We start from the raw sequence: 18,064 nt of genomic DNA, 5'->3' as shown, positions 1-18,064 counted from the left end.
TTGCGACTGCGTAGCTTTCTTGTTTCAAACGCCACTTGGCTGGGCGCCGGGGTACTGCTGACGTTTTTGTCCAGCTTTGGGCAGACCTTTTTCATCTCGGTCTTTGCCGGTGAAATCCGTGCAGCTTATGGGCTGAGTCACGGGGCCTGGGGAGGGCTTTATTCCCTAGGTACCACCGTTGCGGCTGTGGTGATGATCTGGGCCGGCGGGTTGACCGATATCCTTCGTGTTCGGGTTCTGGGGCCGGTGGTGCTGGCTGGTTTGACGCTTGCAGCGCTGTCGATGGCGTTGAACAATAGACTGTTCCTTCTGCCTATCGTGATCTTTCTGTTGCGCCTTTTCGGGCAGGGGATGAGTACCCACCTGGCGCAAGTGGCCATGGCGCGCTGGTTCACCGCGACACGTGGCAAGGCGCTGTCGATCGCCTCGCTGGGATACGCGGTCGGAGAGGCGCTGTTGCCGGTGATTTTTGTCGCCGCGATGGTGTTTCTCGACTGGCGATTGTTGTGGGTGGTGGCCGCAGGTGTGACGGTATTGGGTATCCCGGTTCTGATGCGTCTGCTGCGTCTGGAGCGCACGCCGCAAAGCCTGTCAGGGGATCACATTGCCACTGGCATGCAGGATCATCACTGGACCCGGAGCGAGGCGCTGCGCAATTCGCTGTTTTGGTTCATGGTTCCCGCGATCCTTGCACCATCTGCCTTCATCACCGCGTTTTTCTTTCATCAGGTCCATCTGGCGCAGGTCAGGGACTGGCCGCATATTCAACTGGTGGCGCTGTTCCCTGTATTCACCGGCGTTTCGATCCTGTCGATGTTTGCCGCTGGTTGGGCGCTGGATAAATGGGGCACCGCGCGGATCATGCCGTATTATCAACTGCCGATCGGTGTGGGCTTTGCTATTCTCTCGTTCACCAACACCATAACCGGCGCCCTGATCGGCCTGATCTTTCTGGCTCTGACGGTCGGTGCGAACAACACATTGCCTAGCGCCTTTTGGGCGGAGTTTTACGGCACTCGCCATATTGGCGCGATCAAGGCACTGGCGACCGCGGTCATGGTGCTGGGTTCGGCCATTGGTCCAGCTCTAACTGGGGTGCTGATCGACTACAACGTCACGCTTGGTACTCAATTTATGTGGATCGCTGCGTTCTTTGTTGTAGTCAGCGGTTTGGTCTGGACCGGCATTCACCGCGCGAAAACCGTGTTTTAACGACCCCGGCGCAGATACACGTAATAGGCCCCGTCGCCGCCGTGGCTGATATGGGCGGGTGTTACCTGTAACACAGCCTGCGCCAGCGGTGGGATGGACAGCCAGTGTGGCACCTGATTACGCAGTACGCCGCGTGGGGTCGGGATGGGGCCGGGTTCGTCACGGTCCTTACCCTTGCCCGTGATCACCAGCACCAGCCGCTTGCCCTGTGCCTGCGCCGTCAACACAAACCGCACTAGCGCCGGATGCGCCGTGTCGATCCGCATACCGTGCAGATCAATCCGACCTTCGGGTTTCAGCTTGCCGCGCTTCATCCGTCCAAAAGCCTTGGTGTCCATCTGCACCGGGCTGGCGCGCAGGCTGTCAGTGACCGAGGGCTTCAATGCATGACGCGTCGCTTTGGCGGGCGCGGTCTGGCCGATCTCGAACCCGTCCAGCCGCATCTTTGGTGTTTTGGTTGGTTTCGGTTTAGGCAGGGTAGTGGGATGAACCGATTGCGGCAGCTCAGGATGCAGACGTTCAGCCTGTTTGGTGACCTTGCGCCACAGCTCGATCTCTTCTTCGGTCAGTTTGCGCCGGGTCATCAGAACTCATCCGGGATCAGGGCATAGGCGCGTTGGATCGGCAACAGAATCACCATGCGGCCCGGATCTTTCAGACGCCCGGCTGCCTGTCCAGCGGCATCACCGGTGCCAAAGAAGATATCCGCCCGCTGAGCACCCTTGATGGCAGCACCCGTATCCTGCGCGATCATCAATCGGCGCATCGGGTCCTTGCCGTCTTTTTCCACCCAGACCGGAGACCCCAGCGGCGTATATTCAGGATCCGCGGCAATGCTGCGCATAGTGGTGACAGATCGGTTCATCGCTCCCAGCGGGCCAAGTTCGGGCGCAACGCGGGTGACTTCACGAAAGAAAACGTAAGAAGGGTTGTGAAGTAACAGTTCAGACCCGGCCTCGGGGTTTTTGCGCACCCAGGCGCGGATCATCTGCGCACTCACCTCATGCGCGCCTAACGCACCGCGGCGGATCAATTCGGCCCCGATCGACCGATACGGATGCCCGTTCGCGCCGCCATAGCCCACGCGTAAGCCACCACCATCGGGCAGACGAATACGGCCCGAGCCTTGGATCTGCAAAAAAAACAGCTCGACCGGGTCATCAACCCAGGCGATCTCAAGCCCCCGGCCAGTCATAGCATCCCCGGTAAGGATGTCCCGGCGGCTCAGCCAAGGCCCTTCGGCGCGTGCTTCGGGTGGCATTTTGTAGATTGGGTATTTGAACCGGTCGGTCCGGCTGCGCGATCCATCCAGTTCGGGCTCAAAATAGCCGGTGAACAGCGCATCTTTACCGTCTTCAACCAAAACCGGACGGAAGAACAGCTCGAAAAACGCCTGCGCTGCATCCCCTTCATAGGTTCGGGCCACAGCGCAAAGGGCACGCCAATCCGGATCATTCAGATCGCCGCACGTATTCAGAAAAACCGAAAGGGCCGCCCCGTGATCGTCAGCGGCCCAGCCCTCAAGGTCATCAAACGACAGGATCGAGCGCGTCGCCTCAGCTCCGGCGGCGCTAGCGGTGGTCATCGCACCCACCAGAAAAAGCGACCGGAGTGCGGCAATCATGCGTCCGTGGCGACAAGCAGCCAGTTCGGATCGTCCGCGCCCATGACACGGGCAAAGGTCCAGCTGTCCTTTTGGCGTTTGACGGTGTTCGGGTTACCTTCGATGATATCTCCGCCGCGATCACGCACAACCGAGGTCAGCTCACCCACGAATTTCATGGTGATCTCGGCCTGATTGGTATCTTTGTCGAATTTAACGTCGGCCAATGTGGTTTCACGCACGCCGATAAACTCGGCCTCGATGGTCAGGCCCTGATCTTCACGGGCGGCCACGACGGACACGAACGTGTCGAACACCTCTTCGGACAGGAAGGGTTGGATTTCGTCCAGATTACCCTTTTCGAAACCCATGACGATCATCTCATAGGCACCGCGCGCGCCCTGCACGAATTCGGTGACGGAAAAGCTGGGCTCGATCCGCTTCATCGCAGCAAGCGTTTGTGCCTGTTCGCTGTCTTCGGCAACATGGTCTGTGATGTCGTAATCAGGACCACCTTCAATCACCTCAAACCCGCGGCGGGCACTGTGCCCGTCGGGTTGTTCCTGAACAGGAGGTTTCTCAAAACCTTCACGCGTACCCAGCACGCTTTTCAGGCGCAGGATCAGGAAAACGGCTATTCCGGCCAGGACCAGCAACTGGATCATCGGTTCGTTCATTTCATCCTCTTTTCAGACCGCGACTTTGTATACGCGGCCTCATGCCACTATGTAGGTGACAGTTCGTGGCAAGTCCACTGCCCGACCACTGGTAAAGGATAACGCATATGTACCTGTTCTTGGCATTTTTATTGGTTCCGATCATCGAGATTGCCCTGTTCATTCAGGTGGGTGGTCTGATCGGCCTGTGGCCAACCCTTGCAATAGTGGTGCTGACCGCTGTTCTGGGCACTGCGTTGGTCAGGACACAAGGTCGCATGGCGCTGGCGAACCTGCAGCGATCCTTTGCCGAGTTGGACGATCCGACAGAACCCCTGGCCCATGGGGCGATGATCCTGTTGTCCGGCGTTCTGTTGCTGACGCCTGGGTTTTTCACCGATGCGGTCGGTTTTGCCCTGCTTGTTCCGGGCATTCGCGTGGCCGTGTTCCGATACCTGAAATCGAAGGTGACGATCACCCAGTTCCAGATGGGCAATGGGGCACAGTTCCGGTCTGGTCCTGAACCATTCGAGCAAGATGACGTGATTGACGGCGAATTCACCGAAGTTCGGCCCCGTCAGGACCCTTCGAAACCATCGAAATGGGTTGAAGGACCGTGACCTGCATTGAGGTGCCGCGCCCAACTTGCTAAGCAGTGTCGAATTTCATTTTTGGAGTAGATCCATGGCCGAAGAAAACGCTGCAGAAAACACGGCAGCCCAAGCCGCCCCCCAGGTACAAATGCGAGTGCTGGGGCAATTCATCCGCGATTTGTCCTTTGAAAACGTGATGGCACAAAAAGGTGTGTCCGGTGACGTTCAGCCCGAAATTGCCGTTCAGGTGAATCTGGATGCAAAAAAGCGCGCGACGGAGCATCAGTATGAAGTTGCAGTCAAACTGAACCTCAAGTCGAAAGCAAAAGGACTGGAAGACGTTCTGTTCCTGTGCGAAATCGACTATTGCGGCCTGTTCCACATTGAAGGCGTGGCCGAGGACCAGTTGCATCCGTTCCTGATGATCGAATGCCCGCGCATGTTGTTCCCGTTCCTGCGCCGCATCGTCAGCGATGTCACCCGTGACGGTGGCTATCCGCCGGTCAATCTGGACAATATCGACTTTGTCGCGCTGTACCGCAACGAACTATTGCGTCGTCAAGCCGAAGCGCAGAAGGCGAACGCCTAATCGATTTGACCCGCGCCGGGTTTCACCTCAGGCGCGGGTCCACAAGGCGTTTTCGCCCAATTTCTCTACAAATGCTTTATGCGCCGCGCGTTCTTCGTCGGTGATCTTTGACGCCAATGGTGTCGGACGCGCCGCTGGGCGCCAATCGTCCTGACCGCCCGCGGCCGAGGAAGCAGTCGCGGACAAGCCGAAGTCCGGCTGCCGCCCCCCGATCAGTTCCAGATAGACCTCGGCCAGAATTTCCGAGTCGAGCAACGCCCCGTGCAGTACCCGGTTCGTGTTGTCGATATTGAACCGACGGCACAGCGCATCCAGTGACGCAGGTGAGCCCGGAAACCGTTTTCGCGCAATCGCCAGCGTATCTAGCGCCTGATCCATCGGAATCTGCGGCAATCCCATCCATTTGAGCTCCGCGTTCAGGAATTTCATATCGAAGGATGCGTTGTGGATCACCAGCTTCGAATCCTGGATGAAATTGAGAAAGCCCTGACCCACCTCGGCAAAGTCCGGCTTGTCCTTCAGCGTGACCTCACCCTTTTCCGGCGGGCGCGGGTTTTCCAGCAGGTCGGGGCCGATCCCATGCACGCCAAACGCCTCTTCGGGCATCGAGCGCTTAGGGTTGATATAGACGTGATAGGTCTCGCCCGTGGCCACGTGGTTCCATAGCTCGACCGCGCCGATCTCAACAATCCGGTCGCCGCTTTCGGGATCAAACCCCGTGGTTTCGGTATCGAGTACAATCTCACGCATCTGCTATCCCCGCCCGTATTTGCCTGACCACATCCTGCACCTGCGCGCGGGCATGGTCCAGAGTATCAGTCACGATCACATAATCTGACCGCGCGCATTTTTCGTCATTCGGCATTTGCTTGGCGCGGATCTGTTCAAACTGTGCATCAGTCATCGTACCGCGCGCCATCACGCGACGCTTTTGTTCGTCCGCCGGGATCGAGACACAGGCCACCGCATCCATCACCGCATCACCACCGGTTTCAAACAACAGGGGGATGTCGAACACCAGAATATCCGCGGTCGCGTATTCCCGAAAAGTAGCGCGATCTGCGGCAACAAGCGGATGTACGATGGCCTCAATCTGTTTCAGCGCGGCTGGGTGCTGCGCGATGACTTGTTTCAGGGCGTCACGATTGACAGACCCATCGATGATGGCATCTGGAAAAGCAGCGCGCATCGGCCCGACGGCCGCTCCTTCCCTTGAATAGAGTCTATGTACGGCTGCATCCGCATCCCACAGCGCACAGCCTTCTTCGACGAACATCTGCGCCGTGGTGCTTTTGCCCATCCCGATCGAACCGGTTAAACCAAGCGCGAAACTCATCCCAAAACCGCCGCGCGCAGGTCATCGGTCACCTCAGGGCGGGTGCCGAACCAGCGTTCAAAACCGGGCACTGCCTGATGCAGCAACATGCCCAGACCATCGACCGTGGTACAGCCTGCTTCCTCAGCCGATTTCAAAAGATGCGTTTGCAAAGGTGCGTAGACCAAATCAGTCACAACCGCACCCGCTTGCAACCCATCCAAGGGCACCCGCAGTTCCGGTTGTCCCTGCATGCCCAATGAGGTCGTATTGACCACCAGTTCAGCTTCTTCAATGACATTGCCGGCCTGTAACCAATCCACAACGGTGATGCGGTCGCCAAATTCATCTTTCAACTGATCCGCCCGGGCGCGCGTGCGGTTGGTCAGCATGATCTGGGGCACGCCCGCGTCCAACAAACCCTGCAACACCGCCCGTGCTGCGCCACCCGCACCAAACACCACCGCCGGGCCATCCGACGGAACCCAATCCGGCGCGCCGCTGCGCAGGTTCTGCATAAACCCATAGCCATCGGTGTTGTCCGCGTGGATTGTGCCATCATCTTGAAACACCAAGGTATTTGCCGCCCCGATGACCGATGCGCGTTCCGATACGTGATCGGCGATACGCAACGCCGCTTCTTTGTGGGGCACGGTCACATTCGCCCCGACAAACCCCGCCTTTGGCAGGGTGCGCAAAACCGTCTCAAGATCCTCGGGCGCCACGTCCACGGGAATGTAATGCCCGGCCAGCCCATATTTCTTTAACCAATGGCCATGCAGTTGGGGCGACTTGGAATGCGCAATCGGGTGTCCGATTACTCCGGCCAGCGGAATTCGGTTATGTGTCATTGGTCGATCACCCCTTTGACGGCCAGAAAATTGAGCAGTTCCAACAGGGGCATACCCAAGACATTAAAATAGTCGCCGTCAATGGTGGCGAACAGGCGCACGCCTTCTTCTTCCAGCTTATAAGCCCCCACCGCGTGCCGGATACTGTCCCAATTGCGGTCGATATAGTCGCGCAGGTACGCGTCCGAACTCATCCGCATGCGCAAACGCACCTGCCCGACATGGCGCCAGATCGGCTCGCCATCCTGATAGATCACCGCCGCCGACAACAGCATGTGCCGCTTGCCCCGCATCGCCTTGAGCTGCGCCAGCGCCTCCTGGGGCGTTTCCGCTTTCGACAACAGCTTCCCGTCGAAATCCAACACCTGATCGCACCCCAGAACCATCGCACCTGTTTTTTTGTCGCTGACCTTGCGCGCCTTCATCTCAGCCAGTGCATCGGCGATGTCCCGAGGGGATGCTTCTTCAGCCAGCAACGCGCCTTTAATGGTATCCTCGTCCACGCGCGCGACATGAACGGAAAACGGCACGCCTGCGTTTTCCAGCAGCTGCGCACGTATGGATGAGCCTGAGGCCAGGATGATGGGGACAGACATGTGGACAACCCCGTGTGCAAATCGTTGAGCGTTCTTGAATGGTTTGTATGGTTTTCCGATTGACACGCAACCCCGGGATATTCGCGCAGATCTTCCCTGAGTCGCTCGAACGCTGTCCATCCGGGACAAGGATAAGTCGGAATGACGGGATAAGCGGGAACTCCACATATACTCAGAAACTTATCCCCAGAGCATCTTTTGCAGACATACCTTAACACGCTGATTTAATTATTTTATTTTCACTATTAACAGAATCATCGCTTTGACGCGTAAAAATGTCCACCTGGGGAAAACACATGTGTAAAAAAGTAATCCACGAATTTTGTTCACCCTACAAAACCATCTTCCTTTTTCTTTTCTTATTTTTTTATTAGGGAGAGTTCCGAGCAACGCCCGGAGCCAGGATGACCGATCTTCTTTTCACGATTTACCCGTGGGTGAAGTCTTTACATATCATGGCCGTGATCTCATGGATGGCCGGTTTGTTCTATTTGCCCAGACTGTTCGTCTATCACGTAGAAAAGGCGCAAGCCGTCGATGGTGCTGAAACCATTTTCTTTGAAATGGAAGAAAAGCTGCTGCGCGTGATTATGCGCCCGGCAATGATCGTGGCGTGGGTGTGTGGCCTGATCATGGTGTTCACACCAGGCATTGTCGGTTGGGATTTTGCATGGCCCTGGATTAAAGGTGCTGCCGTGATCGGCATGACCTGGTTCCATCACTGGCTGATGGCGCGGCGCAAAGACTTCTTAGAGGGCCTAAATACGCTCACTGGGCGCCAGTACCGCATGATGAATGAGGTTCCCACCATTTTAATGGTTGCCATCGTTCTGGCGGTCATTTTGAAATTCTGAGGGCCTGTTTGACTCCGCAGTCAGCCGCGCTTATGTAGAGATCAACACGCCCGTCCGGGCGGCGTATCTTCCGTACTGAAATTCCACTTCGTGCCGCGATGCCTGCGGCGAAGGTATATATCATGACAACTGACACCCTGAATCTGGCTGACCTTAAGGCCAAAAGCCCCAAAGACCTTCTGGCGATGGCCGAAGAGCTGGAAATCGAAAACGCCTCGACCATGCGCAAGGGCGAGATGATGTTCCAGATTCTGCGTGAACGCGCCGATGACGGCTGGACCGTTGGCGGTGATGGCGTGCTTGAAGTGCTGCAGGACGGCTTTGGTTTTCTACGTTCACCCGAAGCGAACTATCTGCCGGGCCCAGATGACATCTATGTTTCACCGGATATGATCCGTCAGCATTCGCTGCGCACCGGGGATACGGTCGAAGGTGATATCAAGGCACCGGATGAGAACGAGCGGTACTTCGCGCTGATCAAAGTCACCAAGATCAACTTTGAAGAGCCTGAAAAAGCCAAACACAAGATCCTGTTTGACAACTTGACGCCTTTGTATCCCGATGAACGTCTGAAGATGGAGATCGAAGATCCCACCATCAAAGATAAGTCGGCCCGGGTGATTGATCTGGTCTCACCTATCGGTAAAGGACAGCGGTCTTTGATCGTGGCGCCGCCGCGGACTGGTAAGACGGTGATCTTGCAAAACATCGCGCATTCTATCGAACAGAACCACCCGGAGTGCTATTTGATCGTTCTGCTGATCGATGAACGCCCCGAAGAGGTGACTGACATGCAGCGCTCGGTAAAGGGTGAGGTTGTGTCCTCGACCTTCGACGAGCCGGCAACGCGTCACGTCGCCGTATCGGAGATGGTGATCGAAAAAGCCAAACGTTTGGTCGAGCATAAACGAGATGTTGTTATTCTTCTCGATTCGATCACAAGACTTGGTAGAGCGTTTAACACTGTGGTCCCATCATCCGGTAAAGTTCTGACCGGTGGTGTGGATGCAAACGCTCTGCAACGGCCCAAGCGCTTCTTTGGTGCTGCGCGGAATATCGAAGAGGGTGGATCGCTGACGATCATCGCAACCGCGCTGATCGATACCGGTAGCCGGATGGATGAAGTGATCTTTGAAGAATTCAAAGGCACGGGTAACTCGGAAATCGTTCTGGATCGTAAGATCGCAGACAAGCGCGTGTTCCCGGCGATCGACATCCTTAAATCCGGCACCCGGAAAGAGGACCTGCTGGTCGACAAAGGTGATCTGGCCAAGACCTTTGTTCTGCGCCGTATCTTGAACCCGATGGGCACCACTGATGCGATCGAGTTCCTGCTGTCTAAGTTGAAGCAGACCAAAACTAACGGTGAGTTCTTCGACTCGATGAATACCTGATACAGGTCTTAACCGACGCGAGGCCTTCGAATGGATACGATATTCGCCTTGGCCAGCGCCCAGGGTAAAGCAGGGGTGGCGGTCATCCGCCTCTCGGGTCCTTTGGCGCATTCAGCCGCAGCCGACCTGACCGGCAGCCCGCTACCGCCCCGCGGTATGCGGCTTCGGTCTTTGTGTGCAGCTGATGGGTCGCGCTTGGATGATGGGTTAGTTCTGACCTTCCAGGCCCCGGCGAGCTTTACCGGTGAAGACGTCGCAGAGTTGCAGATACACGGCAGCACGGCTTCGGTTAATGCGCTAATGCGCAATTTGTCCGATACGGTTGGGTTGCGGCTTGCGGAACCCGGGGAATTCACGCGCCGTGCATTGGAAAACGGCAAGATGGACCTGACGCAGGTCGAAGGTCTGGCCGATCTGATCGATGCCGAAACCGAGGCGCAGCGTAAACAGGCCCAGACCATTTTGGCCGGAGAGCTGGGTGGCTTGGCCGAACGCTGGCGCCGTGACCTGATCCGGGCGGCGTCTCTGCTGGAAGCCGTGATAGATTTCGCCGATGAAGAGGTTCCAACCGACGTGACACCTGAGGTCTGCACATTGGTGACCGGAGTCATGCAAGACCTGCAACGCGAAGCGGACGGTGTAAAAATTGCCGAACGTATCCGGACCGGGTTCGAAGTTGCCATTGTTGGCCTTCCAAATGCAGGCAAGTCGACCTTGCTGAATGCGTTGGCGGGTCGAGAGGCCGCGATCACGTCGGAATATGCCGGCACAACTCGTGATGTTATTGAAGTTCGCATGGATCTCGGTGGTTTGCCTGTGACTTTGCTGGACACCGCAGGGTTGCGCGAAACCGAAGATCACGTTGAAAACCTTGGGATTAAGCTGGCCCGTAAACGTGCGGACGCGGCTGATTTGCGGGTATTTCTGACCGAAGACCCGTCAGACCTTGGTGTTCCCATGGTCGAAGGTGACATTCAGCTTTTTCCGAAATCTGACCTGCGCGGGGACGATAAGGGCGGGATTTCCGGGAAAACCGGTCATGGAATTGATCAGCTAATTTCCCATATATCGTGTGTATTGGGTGAGAGATCCACAAGCCATGGTATTGCAACCCGTGAACGCCACCGAGTCGCACTGAATGAATCCAAGGCAGCTTTGGTCGCGGCGATGACAGTTCTGGAATCAGGCCCGGACCTGTATGATATCGCGGCAGAAGAGTTGCGGACGGCTATCCGCGCCCTTGAAACATTGGTCGGCAGAATAGGGGTCGAAGACCTTTTGGATGAAATATTCTCCAGTTTCTGCCTGGGTAAGTAAGGAGTGTTTCACGTGAAACATTCAAAGTTCGATGTTGTTGTGATTGGCGCCGGACATGCCGGAACCGAGGCCGCCCATGCCGCTGCACGCATGGGGGTTGAGACGGCATTGGTGACGCTGTCTGCGTCCGATATTGGAGTGATGTCCTGCAATCCTGCCATTGGGGGTTTGGGGAAAGGCCACCTGGTTCGCGAAATCGACGCGATGGATGGTGTCATGGGCCGCGTTGCGGACCAGGCCGGTATTCAATTTAGATTGCTGAATCGCCGCAAAGGGCCTGCTGTGCAGGGCCCAAGAACTCAGGCAGACCGGTCACTGTATCGTGATGCCATGCAGAAAGTGACACAGGCGCAAGAGCATTTATCCGTGGTGGTCGGGGAGGTCACAGATTTTCTGACAGATGGACCTCGTATCGTCGGAATACAATTGGCAGATGGGTCCGAGATTCATGCCTCGGCCGTGATACTTACATCCGGGACCTTTCTGCGCGGTGTGATTCATATCGGAGACGTTTCCCGACCCGGCGGGCGAATGGGGGACCGACCTTCTGTCAAACTGGCAGAGCGATTGGACAGCTTAAACCTTCCAATGGGGCGATTGAAAACAGGTACACCACCCCGGTTGGACGGTCGAACCATTGATTGGTCAGATCTAGAGCAGCAGGATGGAGACGAAGATCCGACGCTATTCTCGTTTTTGTCTGAGTCAACTGTCGCACCCCAAATCTCGTGCGGAATTACGCATACGAATGCGCGTACACATGAGATAATTGAAAAAAATCTGTCACGGTCGGCAATGTATGGCGGTCATATTGATGGGGTCGGGCCCAGATATTGCCCTTCGATTGAGGATAAGATTGTTCGGTTTGCCGAGAAAGAATCCCATCAGGTTTTCCTTGAGCCTGAAGGGATCCATGATCACACGATCTATCCAAACGGGATCTCAACTTCGCTTCCGCAGGACGTCCAGCATGATTATGTGCGGTCGATCAAAGGTCTGGAAAAGGCGGAGATCCTGCAACCGGGCTATGCAATTGAATATGACTATATTGATCCCCGTGTTCTGACGTCGTCCTTTTCCTTGCCTGATGCCCCGGGGCTATATCTTGCCGGACAAATTAACGGGACTACAGGATATGAAGAAGCAGCCGCACAAGGGCTTGTCGCTGGTTTGAATGCAGCACTCGCTGTCCTGGATCGGGAACCCGTTCATTTCACGCGTGCTGACAGCTATATAGGCGTTATGATCGATGACTTGACTACGCGAGGGGTTGCAGAACCTTATCGGATGTTCACCTCTCGGGCAGAGTTCAGGTTGTCTCTTCGGGCTGATAACGCTGATCAGCGATTAACACCTCTTGGAATTGACCTTGGATGTGTTGGTGATACGCGGGCTGAAAGATTTCATGAAAAGATAGAGAAACTTACAGCTGCCAAGTCAATACTGACAGACCGGACTTATACACCAAAGGAGGTCCGTGCAGTTGGAATCAAAGTCAATCAGGACGGAAATCGCCGAGATGGCATGGCTTTGCTGGCTTTTCCTGATGTTACGTTCAATGATCTGATTCCGCTTGAGGCGGGTTTGCAAGATATTGAGGAAGATATCCGAAGCCAGGTCGAACGGGATGCGCTTTATGCGAACTATATTGAGCGACAGAAAAAAGACGTTGAAGCCATGAAACGCGATGAATCCTATGAAATACCACGCGATTTCGATTATTCGGCGTTGGAAGGCCTATCCTCTGAGATGAAACAAAAACTGTCTGAGGCAAAGCCGATCAATATTGCTCAGGCCGGGCGGGTAGAGGGCGTGACGCCCGCCGCTTTGACCTTACTGCTGGCCAAGTTGAGGCGAGAGCAAAAGGTCCGAAAGGCATGAGCTATGAGGTATTTAAAGGTTTAGATGTTTCACGTGAAACATTTAGCCGTCTTGAAACCTATGTAGAGCTGGTTCGGCGCTGGAATCCTAAGATAAATCTGGTGTCGCGCAACAGCCTGATTGACATCTGGTCACGGCATATTCTGGATTCAGTGCAGGTATACCGGTGTTCGGATGTGTTCCATAATTGGGTAGATTTGGGCAGCGGCGGTGGTTTCCCTGGCATGGTTTGCGCGATCATGGCTATAGAGGAAGCGCCAGAGGCGCGATTTACATTTGTAGAAAGCGATCAGCGTAAATCTGCCTTTCTGCGTAGCGTTGCACGGGAATGCGGGGCAAACTGTTCTATTGTTTCAAAAAGGATCGAATCCGTAGACTTTCTAAATGCGGATATTTTGTCTGCCCGTGCCCTTGCGGATCTGCCCACGTTATTGTCCTTTTGTGACAGGCATTTAAAAGAGTCCGGTACGGCGCTGTTGCCGAAAGGCGCAAGCTGGAAAAAAGAGCTGAATGACGCGCGCAAGGAATGGAATTTCGACTGCGAGCCGATTACAAGTTTAACTGAGCCCCAAGCTGTTATTCTAAGGATCAAAGGAGTATCGCGTGGTTGATCTGTCTCGTCCCTCAGGGCCCCGGATAATTGCGGTCGCCAATCAAAAGGGTGGGGTGGGAAAAACAACAACTGCGATCAACCTTGCGGCCGGTTTGGCAGAAGCAGGAAGCAGGGTTCTTGTGGTGGATCTGGATCCGCAGGGGAACGCGTCAACCGGTTTGGGTGTTGAGGACAGGGATTGGACCACATACGATTTGATCCTGGACGATGCACCGCTTGAAGCTGTGGTACAAGAGACAGAAATTGGCGGGTTGCTGGTAATACCGGCAACCGTTGATCTAAGCTCGGCGGATATCGAACTGATTTCCAATGAAAAACGCAGCTATTTGTTGCATGACGCCTTGCGCCAGACCTCGATCGACCAGTTTGAGCTTGATTTTGTGCTGATTGACTGCCCGCCATCTCTGAACTTGCTGACTGTGAATGCGATGGTAGCGGCCCATTCCGTTCTGGTTCCCCTGCAAAGTGAATTCTTTGCACTGGAGGGGCTTTCGCAGTTGATGTTGACGATCCGAGAGGTCCGGCAAACTGCGAATCCGGACCTGAGAATCGAAGGTGTTGTGTTGACCATGTATGACAACCGCAACAACTTGTCTCGCCAGGTTGAAAAGGATGCACGTGACAATCTGGGTGAGATGGTATTTAAAACCAAGATACCCAGAAATGTGCGGGTCAGTGAGGCGCCGTCATACGCCTTGCCGGTCTTGCAGTATGACTCGGGATCGTTGGGTGCGATGGCATATCGACATTTGGCGCGTGAAGTCATTCACAAGAACAAAAATGCCGCTGCCTGAGCGGCAGTGAGGAGGGCGCAGTGGCCGTCAAAAAATCAAAACCCAGAGGTTTGGGCCGGGGACTATCTGCCCTGATGGCAGATGTAACGCAGGAAGCCGAAGGTCTGGTGACTACAGAACCGCGTCGTCCGGACATGAAAGTTCCGATTGAAAAGCTGCAGGCCAACCCAAACCAGCCGCGCCGTACATTCTCAGCGGATCAATTGGATGAACTGGCAGCCTCGGTCAAAGAAAAGGGCATTATTCAACCGCTGATTGTGAGGGAAATCAGCAATGGTGGATATGAAATCGTAGCCGGGGAACGGCGTTGGCGCGCTGCTCAGATGGCGCAGTTGCATGATATTCCGGTTATTGTGCGTGAGTTTGACGACACAGAGGTGTTGGAAGTCGCCATTATCGAAAACATACAGCGGGCTGACCTGAATGCGGTCGAAGAAGCTGCTGGCTATAAGCAGTTGATGGACCGTTTCGGGCATACTCAAGAGAAGTTGGCCGAAGCCTTGGGGAAAAGCCGCAGTCATATTGCGAACCTATTGCGCTTGCTGTCGTTGCCCTTGGACGTTCAGACGCTGGTCATCGAAGGTAAGCTGTCTGCTGGGCACGCACGAGCGTTGATAACGGCCGAAAACCCATCAGAACTGGCGAAAATCGTAGTACGGGATGGGCTTTCGGTTCGCGCAACCGAAGCGCTGGTGAAAAAACAACAGGCAGATCCGGCGAAAGCTGCCCCGCGTTCCCGGAATCTGGATGCGGGTAAAGACGCTGATACTCGAGCCTTGGAAAAAGACCTGTCGGCAATTCTGGCGATGAAAGTTGCGATCAATCACAAGGCTGGAACAGAAACCGGGCAAGTGGTGCTGACCTATGAAAACCTGGATCAGTTGGACGATCTGTGCGCCAAGCTTAGCCGTTAGGCCGGGTCCAGATAAACAGCATCACCGCGCCCAAAACCACGGCCTGAATGATCAGGACATGAGACGGCAGGGACAACAGAACCGATAGCCCGAACACGGCGGCAACCGAAATGGTGGCCGCCTTTTTTGCCCCAGGTCGGATAGCGCCGGACGTTTGCCAGTCAACAATCAACGGGCCGAAAGTGCGATGTGTAATCAGCCAGTTGTGCAGGCGAGAAGACGACCGTGCAAAGAAAAACGCGGCCAGCAGCAAAAAGGGAACAGTAGGTAATAAGGGCAGAACGATGCCGACCACCGCGAAGCCAACGCAAATCAAACCCAGGGTGGCCCAAACATATTGCATCATCTATCCCAAAAGTTCCCGGATCACCGCATTCAAAACGGCGCGCCCATCTTTGGTGGCAATCAATCGGCCATTTGTCTGTTTGATCATTCCAAATTCTGTTAGATCGGCCAATTTGTCCTGCGGCAACGGGTGATCTGCCAGGGCATTATACCTATCAATATCTAGACCCTCTACAACTCTTAACCCCATCATAAGGTATTCTTTGGCCTGCTCTTGCGCTGTTAGGGGAGAGCGTTCTTTTTCTCCGCTGCCTTTTTCGACGGCAGTTAACCAAGCGTTTGGGGACAGGTAGGTTTCTGTAGCCAGTTTTTGACCATTCAAGGTGACGCGCCCATGGGCACCAGGCCCGATGCCGACATAGTCGCCATAGCGCCAATAGATCAGGTTGTGCTGTGATTCAGCGCTGGGGCGTGCGTGGTTGGAAATCTCGTAGGTCAGCAGGCCATGTGCCTCGCAGATGTCCTGTGTTTCCAAATACATGTCGGCAGCGCTGTCATCTTCGGGTAGGCCACGCAGTTTACCAACGGCATAGCGATCCCCAAAGGCGGTTCCGTTCTCGATGGTCAGTTGGTACAGCGACAGGTGGTCGACAGCCATCGAAAGGGCTTCGGTCAGTTCGGCTCGCCAGTCTTCGGGGGTTTGGTGTTGGCGGGCGTAGATCAGGTCAAAACTGACCCTATCAAAGCAATTTCTGGCAATATCAAAGGCAGAACGTGCCTCAGCCACAGTGTGAATGCGACCCAATCGACGCAAATCTTCGTCATTAAGCGCCTGAATCCCCATCGAGATGCGGTTCACCCCGGCGTCCCGATATGCGGCAAAACGGCCAGCCTCGACCGAGCCCGGATTGGCCTCAAGCGTGATTTCCATGTCATTGGCCGGATGCCAGAGGGCGCGGGCCTGATCGATCACAGCGGCGACAGTGTCTGGGTCCATTAACGACGGCGTGCCGCCGCCGAAAAAGATCGTGTTTAAAACCCGGCCTGGTGTTTCGGCAGCCGTGCGGCGCAGCTCATCCAAATATGCATTAAGCCATTGTTTTTGATCGATATTACGTGAAACATGGCTATTGAAGTCGCAATAGGGGCACTTGGCCTCGCAAAAAGGCCAATGCACGTACAGGCCGAAGCCCCCGTTGCGCCAATCATCCGCCAAAGCAGCCCTTCACGAACATTTCCACAGCGCGGCCGCGATGGCTGATCTTGTTCTTTTCCCAGCGATCCATCTCGGCAAAGGTAATGTCGTACCCGTCCGGGACAAACATTGGATCATAGCCGAACCCGTCCTTGCCGCGGATGGGCCAGACCAAGTGACCGGGGGCGATGCCTTCGAATACCTCGTCATGCCCATCGGGCCAGGCCAGTACCAGAGTGCATCGGAACTGCGCCGTGCGTGGATGGGCGGCGCCTTTCGCCTCTAGCTCATCATGGGCGCGGGTCATGGCCATCAAGAAATCGCGACCGTCACCGGTTTCGGCCCAATCGGCGGTGTAAACACCCGGAGCGCCATCCAGCGCATCAATGGAAATCCCGGAATCGTCCGACAGGGCAGGCAGGCCAGTGGTCTGGGCGGCAGCATGGGCCTTGATCCGGGCATTGCCGACGAACGTGTCCTCAGTTTCTTCCGGTTCGGGCAGGTCCATGTCAGCCGCGCCAACAATGGTCACGCCGAAGGGTTCAAGGAGATGTTTCATCTCCTCAAGCTTGCCCTTGTTATGCGTGGCCACCAGCAGCCTGTCGCCGTCGAACTTGCGGGTCATGCGGTTGCGGCTTTCTGGGCTGCGGCCAGCTCGGCCACGCCTTTTTCGGCCAGATCCATTAGCTGATCCATCTGCGCGCGGCTAAACACGGACCCTTCCGCGCTCATCTGCACTTCGATCAGTTTGCCCGAGCCGGTCATGATGAAATTGCCGTCTACGCCTGCTTCGCTGTCCTCTGGGTAGTCCAGATCCAGTACGGGCTGGCCGGCATAAATACCGCAAGAAACCGCTGCAACAGGGTCTATCAACGGATCCGAGATTACGTCCCCGGCCTTCATCAGTTTGTTCACCGCCAGCCGCAGTGCAACCCAACCACCAGTGATCGAAGCACAACGAGTGCCCCCATCGGCTTGGATCACATCACAGTCCACAGTGATCTGGCGTTCGCCCAGGGCAACCCGGTCAACGCCAGCCCGCAGGGCACGGCCAATCAAGCGCTGGATTTCCACGGTGCGACCACCTTGCTTGCCCGACGCCGCCTCGCGCCGCATCCGGGTGTTGGTTGCGCGGGGCAGCATGCCATATTCAGCCGTGACCCAACCCAGACCCGAGCCTTTGATGAAGGGGGGTACGCGATCCTCGATCGTGGCGGTGCACAGTACATGGGTGTCACCCATTTTGATCAGGCAGGAACCTTCGGCATGTTTGGTGAACTCCGTTTCGATTGAAACGGTGCGCATTTCGCTTAAATCTCGTCCTGAGGGTCGCATGGAAAATCCTTTGTTTGCTGGGTTGGGGATAACGCCCTCATGGCTTACGATGCAACCCCGATTGACC

General features: G+C 55.6%; 21 protein-coding genes. 10 read left to right on the top strand and 11 right to left on the bottom strand.

Going from position 1 to position 18,064, the window contains the following annotated elements; translation table 11 throughout:
* Nucleotides 1-1,212 (top strand): MFS transporter, encoded by a 1,212-nt coding sequence (locus ACR0JB_RS10910; protein WP_174821719.1) that lies wholly within the window; start codon nt 1-3, stop codon nt 1,210-1,212.
* Here ACR0JB_RS10910 and ACR0JB_RS10905 read toward each other — a convergent pair.
* The 3 genes from ACR0JB_RS10905 to ACR0JB_RS10895 are packed head-to-tail and all read right to left on the bottom strand — an operon-like array spanning nt 1,209 to nt 3,492.
* Nucleotides 1,209-1,796 carry a Smr/MutS family protein gene (locus ACR0JB_RS10905; RefSeq protein ID WP_170396868.1) on the bottom strand — a complete coding sequence of 196 codons (588 nt, stop codon included), beginning with the start codon at nt 1,794-1,796 and terminating at the stop codon, nt 1,209-1,211. The two genes, ACR0JB_RS10910 and ACR0JB_RS10905, sit on opposite strands and share 4 nt — an antisense overlap.
* Complete coding sequence (gene mltA / locus ACR0JB_RS10900) at nt 1,796-2,836, bottom strand: murein transglycosylase A (protein ID WP_170349543.1); 1,041 nt, start codon at nt 2,834-2,836, stop codon at nt 1,796-1,798. Before mltA ends, ACR0JB_RS10905 begins: the two co-directional genes overlap by 1 nt.
* Nucleotides 2,833-3,492 (bottom strand): Tim44/TimA family putative adaptor protein, encoded by a 660-nt coding sequence (locus tag ACR0JB_RS10895; protein ID WP_170349544.1) that lies wholly within the window; start codon nt 3,490-3,492, stop codon nt 2,833-2,835. Before ACR0JB_RS10895 ends, mltA begins: the two co-directional genes overlap by 4 nt.
* Nucleotides 3,493-3,599: 107 nt before the next feature.
* Between ACR0JB_RS10895 and ACR0JB_RS10890 the strand changes: the two genes are divergently transcribed.
* Together ACR0JB_RS10890 and secB are read left to right on the top strand one after the other, a co-directional pair.
* Complete coding sequence (locus tag ACR0JB_RS10890) at nt 3,600-4,091, top strand: FxsA family protein (RefSeq protein WP_480644447.1); 492 nt, start codon at nt 3,600-3,602, stop codon at nt 4,089-4,091.
* A 64-nt stretch (nt 4,092-4,155) separates the two neighbouring features.
* Nucleotides 4,156-4,653, top strand: a complete 498-nt coding sequence (gene secB / locus ACR0JB_RS10885) for a protein-export chaperone SecB (RefSeq protein WP_480789917.1) — start codon at nt 4,156-4,158, stop codon at nt 4,651-4,653.
* A gap of 27 nt (nt 4,654-4,680) precedes the next feature.
* Here the strand turns inward: secB and dnaQ are convergent, their stop codons facing one another.
* From dnaQ to ACR0JB_RS10865, 4 genes are read right to left on the bottom strand one after another with little or no spacing between them, the layout of a single operon-like run.
* Nucleotides 4,681-5,403 carry a DNA polymerase III subunit epsilon gene (gene dnaQ / locus ACR0JB_RS10880; protein ID WP_480789916.1) on the bottom strand — a complete coding sequence of 241 codons (723 nt, stop codon included), beginning with the start codon at nt 5,401-5,403 and terminating at the stop codon, nt 4,681-4,683.
* Nucleotides 5,396-5,989, bottom strand: coding sequence for a dephospho-CoA kinase (gene coaE, locus ACR0JB_RS10875; RefSeq protein ID WP_170411137.1), 594 nt, complete (start codon nt 5,987-5,989; stop codon nt 5,396-5,398). The genes dnaQ and coaE overlap by 8 nt, the downstream gene beginning before the upstream one ends.
* Entirely contained in the window at nt 5,986-6,819 is an 834-nt protein-coding gene (locus ACR0JB_RS10870; protein WP_170550323.1) for a shikimate dehydrogenase, read from the bottom strand. Before ACR0JB_RS10870 ends, coaE begins: the two co-directional genes overlap by 4 nt.
* Nucleotides 6,816-7,415: a Maf family protein gene (locus ACR0JB_RS10865; protein WP_480789915.1), complete on the bottom strand. Its 600-nt coding sequence runs from the start codon at nt 7,413-7,415 to the stop codon at nt 6,816-6,818. The genes ACR0JB_RS10870 and ACR0JB_RS10865 overlap by 4 nt, the downstream gene beginning before the upstream one ends.
* A gap of 404 nt (nt 7,416-7,819) precedes the next feature.
* Here ACR0JB_RS10865 and ACR0JB_RS10860 point away from each other — a divergent pair, with 404 nt between their 5' ends.
* The 7 genes from ACR0JB_RS10860 to ACR0JB_RS10830 all read left to right on the top strand — a co-directional run bounded on the left by ACR0JB_RS10860 (nt 7,820) and on the right by ACR0JB_RS10830 (nt 15,182).
* Nucleotides 7,820-8,269: a CopD family protein gene (locus tag ACR0JB_RS10860; RefSeq protein ID WP_170396857.1), complete on the top strand. Its 450-nt coding sequence runs from the start codon at nt 7,820-7,822 to the stop codon at nt 8,267-8,269.
* Between the two features lie 122 nt (nt 8,270-8,391).
* The gene (rho, locus tag ACR0JB_RS10855; RefSeq protein ID WP_170396855.1) at nt 8,392-9,663 is read left to right on the top strand and encodes a transcription termination factor Rho; all 1,272 of its coding nucleotides are present in this window, start codon (nt 8,392-8,394) and stop codon (nt 9,661-9,663) included.
* Between the two features lie 30 nt (nt 9,664-9,693).
* A complete protein-coding gene (gene mnmE / locus ACR0JB_RS10850) occupies nt 9,694-10,980 on the top strand; it encodes a tRNA uridine-5-carboxymethylaminomethyl(34) synthesis GTPase MnmE (protein ID WP_170396853.1) in 1,287 nt (428 codons plus the stop codon).
* A gap of 12 nt (nt 10,981-10,992) precedes the next feature.
* Nucleotides 10,993-12,861 (top strand): tRNA uridine-5-carboxymethylaminomethyl(34) synthesis enzyme MnmG, encoded by a 1,869-nt coding sequence (gene mnmG, locus ACR0JB_RS10845; protein WP_480789914.1) that lies wholly within the window; start codon nt 10,993-10,995, stop codon nt 12,859-12,861.
* Nucleotides 12,858-13,472 carry a 16S rRNA (guanine(527)-N(7))-methyltransferase RsmG gene (rsmG, locus tag ACR0JB_RS10840; protein WP_480789913.1) on the top strand — a complete coding sequence of 205 codons (615 nt, stop codon included), beginning with the start codon at nt 12,858-12,860 and terminating at the stop codon, nt 13,470-13,472. The genes mnmG and rsmG overlap by 4 nt, the downstream gene beginning before the upstream one ends.
* Nucleotides 13,465-14,268: a ParA family protein gene (locus ACR0JB_RS10835; RefSeq protein ID WP_170349556.1), complete on the top strand. Its 804-nt coding sequence runs from the start codon at nt 13,465-13,467 to the stop codon at nt 14,266-14,268. Before rsmG ends, ACR0JB_RS10835 begins: the two co-directional genes overlap by 8 nt.
* Before the next feature lie 20 nt (nt 14,269-14,288).
* A complete protein-coding gene (locus tag ACR0JB_RS10830; RefSeq protein ID WP_170361051.1) occupies nt 14,289-15,182 on the top strand; it encodes a ParB/RepB/Spo0J family partition protein in 894 nt (297 codons plus the stop codon).
* Here ACR0JB_RS10830 and ACR0JB_RS10825 read toward each other — a convergent pair.
* The 4 genes from ACR0JB_RS10825 to rph are packed head-to-tail and all read right to left on the bottom strand — an operon-like array spanning nt 15,172 to nt 17,997.
* Nucleotides 15,172-15,525: a YbaN family protein gene (locus ACR0JB_RS10825; protein ID WP_170349840.1), complete on the bottom strand. Its 354-nt coding sequence runs from the start codon at nt 15,523-15,525 to the stop codon at nt 15,172-15,174. The two genes, ACR0JB_RS10830 and ACR0JB_RS10825, sit on opposite strands and share 11 nt — an antisense overlap.
* Nucleotides 15,526-15,528: 3 nt before the next feature.
* A complete protein-coding gene (hemW, locus tag ACR0JB_RS10820) occupies nt 15,529-16,683 on the bottom strand; it encodes a radical SAM family heme chaperone HemW (protein ID WP_170361049.1) in 1,155 nt (384 codons plus the stop codon).
* Complete coding sequence (gene rdgB, locus ACR0JB_RS10815) at nt 16,673-17,287, bottom strand: RdgB/HAM1 family non-canonical purine NTP pyrophosphatase (protein WP_170396848.1); 615 nt, start codon at nt 17,285-17,287, stop codon at nt 16,673-16,675. The genes hemW and rdgB overlap by 11 nt, the downstream gene beginning before the upstream one ends.
* Entirely contained in the window at nt 17,284-17,997 is a 714-nt protein-coding gene (rph, locus tag ACR0JB_RS10810) for a ribonuclease PH (RefSeq protein ID WP_170396846.1), read from the bottom strand. The genes rdgB and rph overlap by 4 nt, the downstream gene beginning before the upstream one ends.
* Nucleotides 17,998-18,064 lie beyond the last annotated feature (67 nt).

It is taken from the genome of Ruegeria sp. BI7 (genome assembly GCF_056537925.1).
This window is presented reverse-complemented; position numbering and strand designations above follow the sequence as displayed.

What these genes read in the sequence shown, in the direction of transcription:
- ACR0JB_RS10865 (WP_480789915.1), bottom strand. Translation starts at nt 7,415, where the DNA reads ATGTCTGTCCCCATCATCCTGGCCTCAGGCTCATCCATACGTGCGCAG.
- secB (WP_480789917.1), top strand. Translation starts at nt 4,156, where the DNA reads ATGGCCGAAGAAAACGCTGCAGAAAACACGGCAGCCCAAGCCGCCCCC.
- dnaQ (WP_480789916.1), bottom strand. Translation starts at nt 5,403, where the DNA reads ATGCGTGAGATTGTACTCGATACCGAAACCACGGGGTTTGATCCCGAA.
- rph (WP_170396846.1), bottom strand. Translation starts at nt 17,997, where the DNA reads ATGCGACCCTCAGGACGAGATTTAAGCGAAATGCGCACCGTTTCAATC.
- mltA (WP_170349543.1), bottom strand. Translation starts at nt 2,836, where the DNA reads ATGATTGCCGCACTCCGGTCGCTTTTTCTGGTGGGTGCGATGACCACC.
- ACR0JB_RS10890 (WP_480644447.1), top strand. Translation starts at nt 3,600, where the DNA reads ATGTACCTGTTCTTGGCATTTTTATTGGTTCCGATCATCGAGATTGCC.
- ACR0JB_RS10895 (WP_170349544.1), bottom strand. Translation starts at nt 3,492, where the DNA reads ATGAACGAACCGATGATCCAGTTGCTGGTCCTGGCCGGAATAGCCGTT.
- ACR0JB_RS10905 (WP_170396868.1), bottom strand. Translation starts at nt 1,796, where the DNA reads ATGACCCGGCGCAAACTGACCGAAGAAGAGATCGAGCTGTGGCGCAAG.
- rho (WP_170396855.1), top strand. Translation starts at nt 8,392, where the DNA reads ATGACAACTGACACCCTGAATCTGGCTGACCTTAAGGCCAAAAGCCCC.
- ACR0JB_RS10825 (WP_170349840.1), bottom strand. Translation starts at nt 15,525, where the DNA reads ATGCAATATGTTTGGGCCACCCTGGGTTTGATTTGCGTTGGCTTCGCG.
- ACR0JB_RS10860 (WP_170396857.1), top strand. Translation starts at nt 7,820, where the DNA reads ATGACCGATCTTCTTTTCACGATTTACCCGTGGGTGAAGTCTTTACAT.
- rdgB (WP_170396848.1), bottom strand. Translation starts at nt 17,287, where the DNA reads ATGACCCGCAAGTTCGACGGCGACAGGCTGCTGGTGGCCACGCATAAC.
- rsmG (WP_480789913.1), top strand. Translation starts at nt 12,858, where the DNA reads ATGAGCTATGAGGTATTTAAAGGTTTAGATGTTTCACGTGAAACATTT.
- ACR0JB_RS10870 (WP_170550323.1), bottom strand. Translation starts at nt 6,819, where the DNA reads ATGACACATAACCGAATTCCGCTGGCCGGAGTAATCGGACACCCGATT.
- mnmE (WP_170396853.1), top strand. Translation starts at nt 9,694, where the DNA reads ATGGATACGATATTCGCCTTGGCCAGCGCCCAGGGTAAAGCAGGGGTG.
- coaE (WP_170411137.1), bottom strand. Translation starts at nt 5,989, where the DNA reads ATGAGTTTCGCGCTTGGTTTAACCGGTTCGATCGGGATGGGCAAAAGC.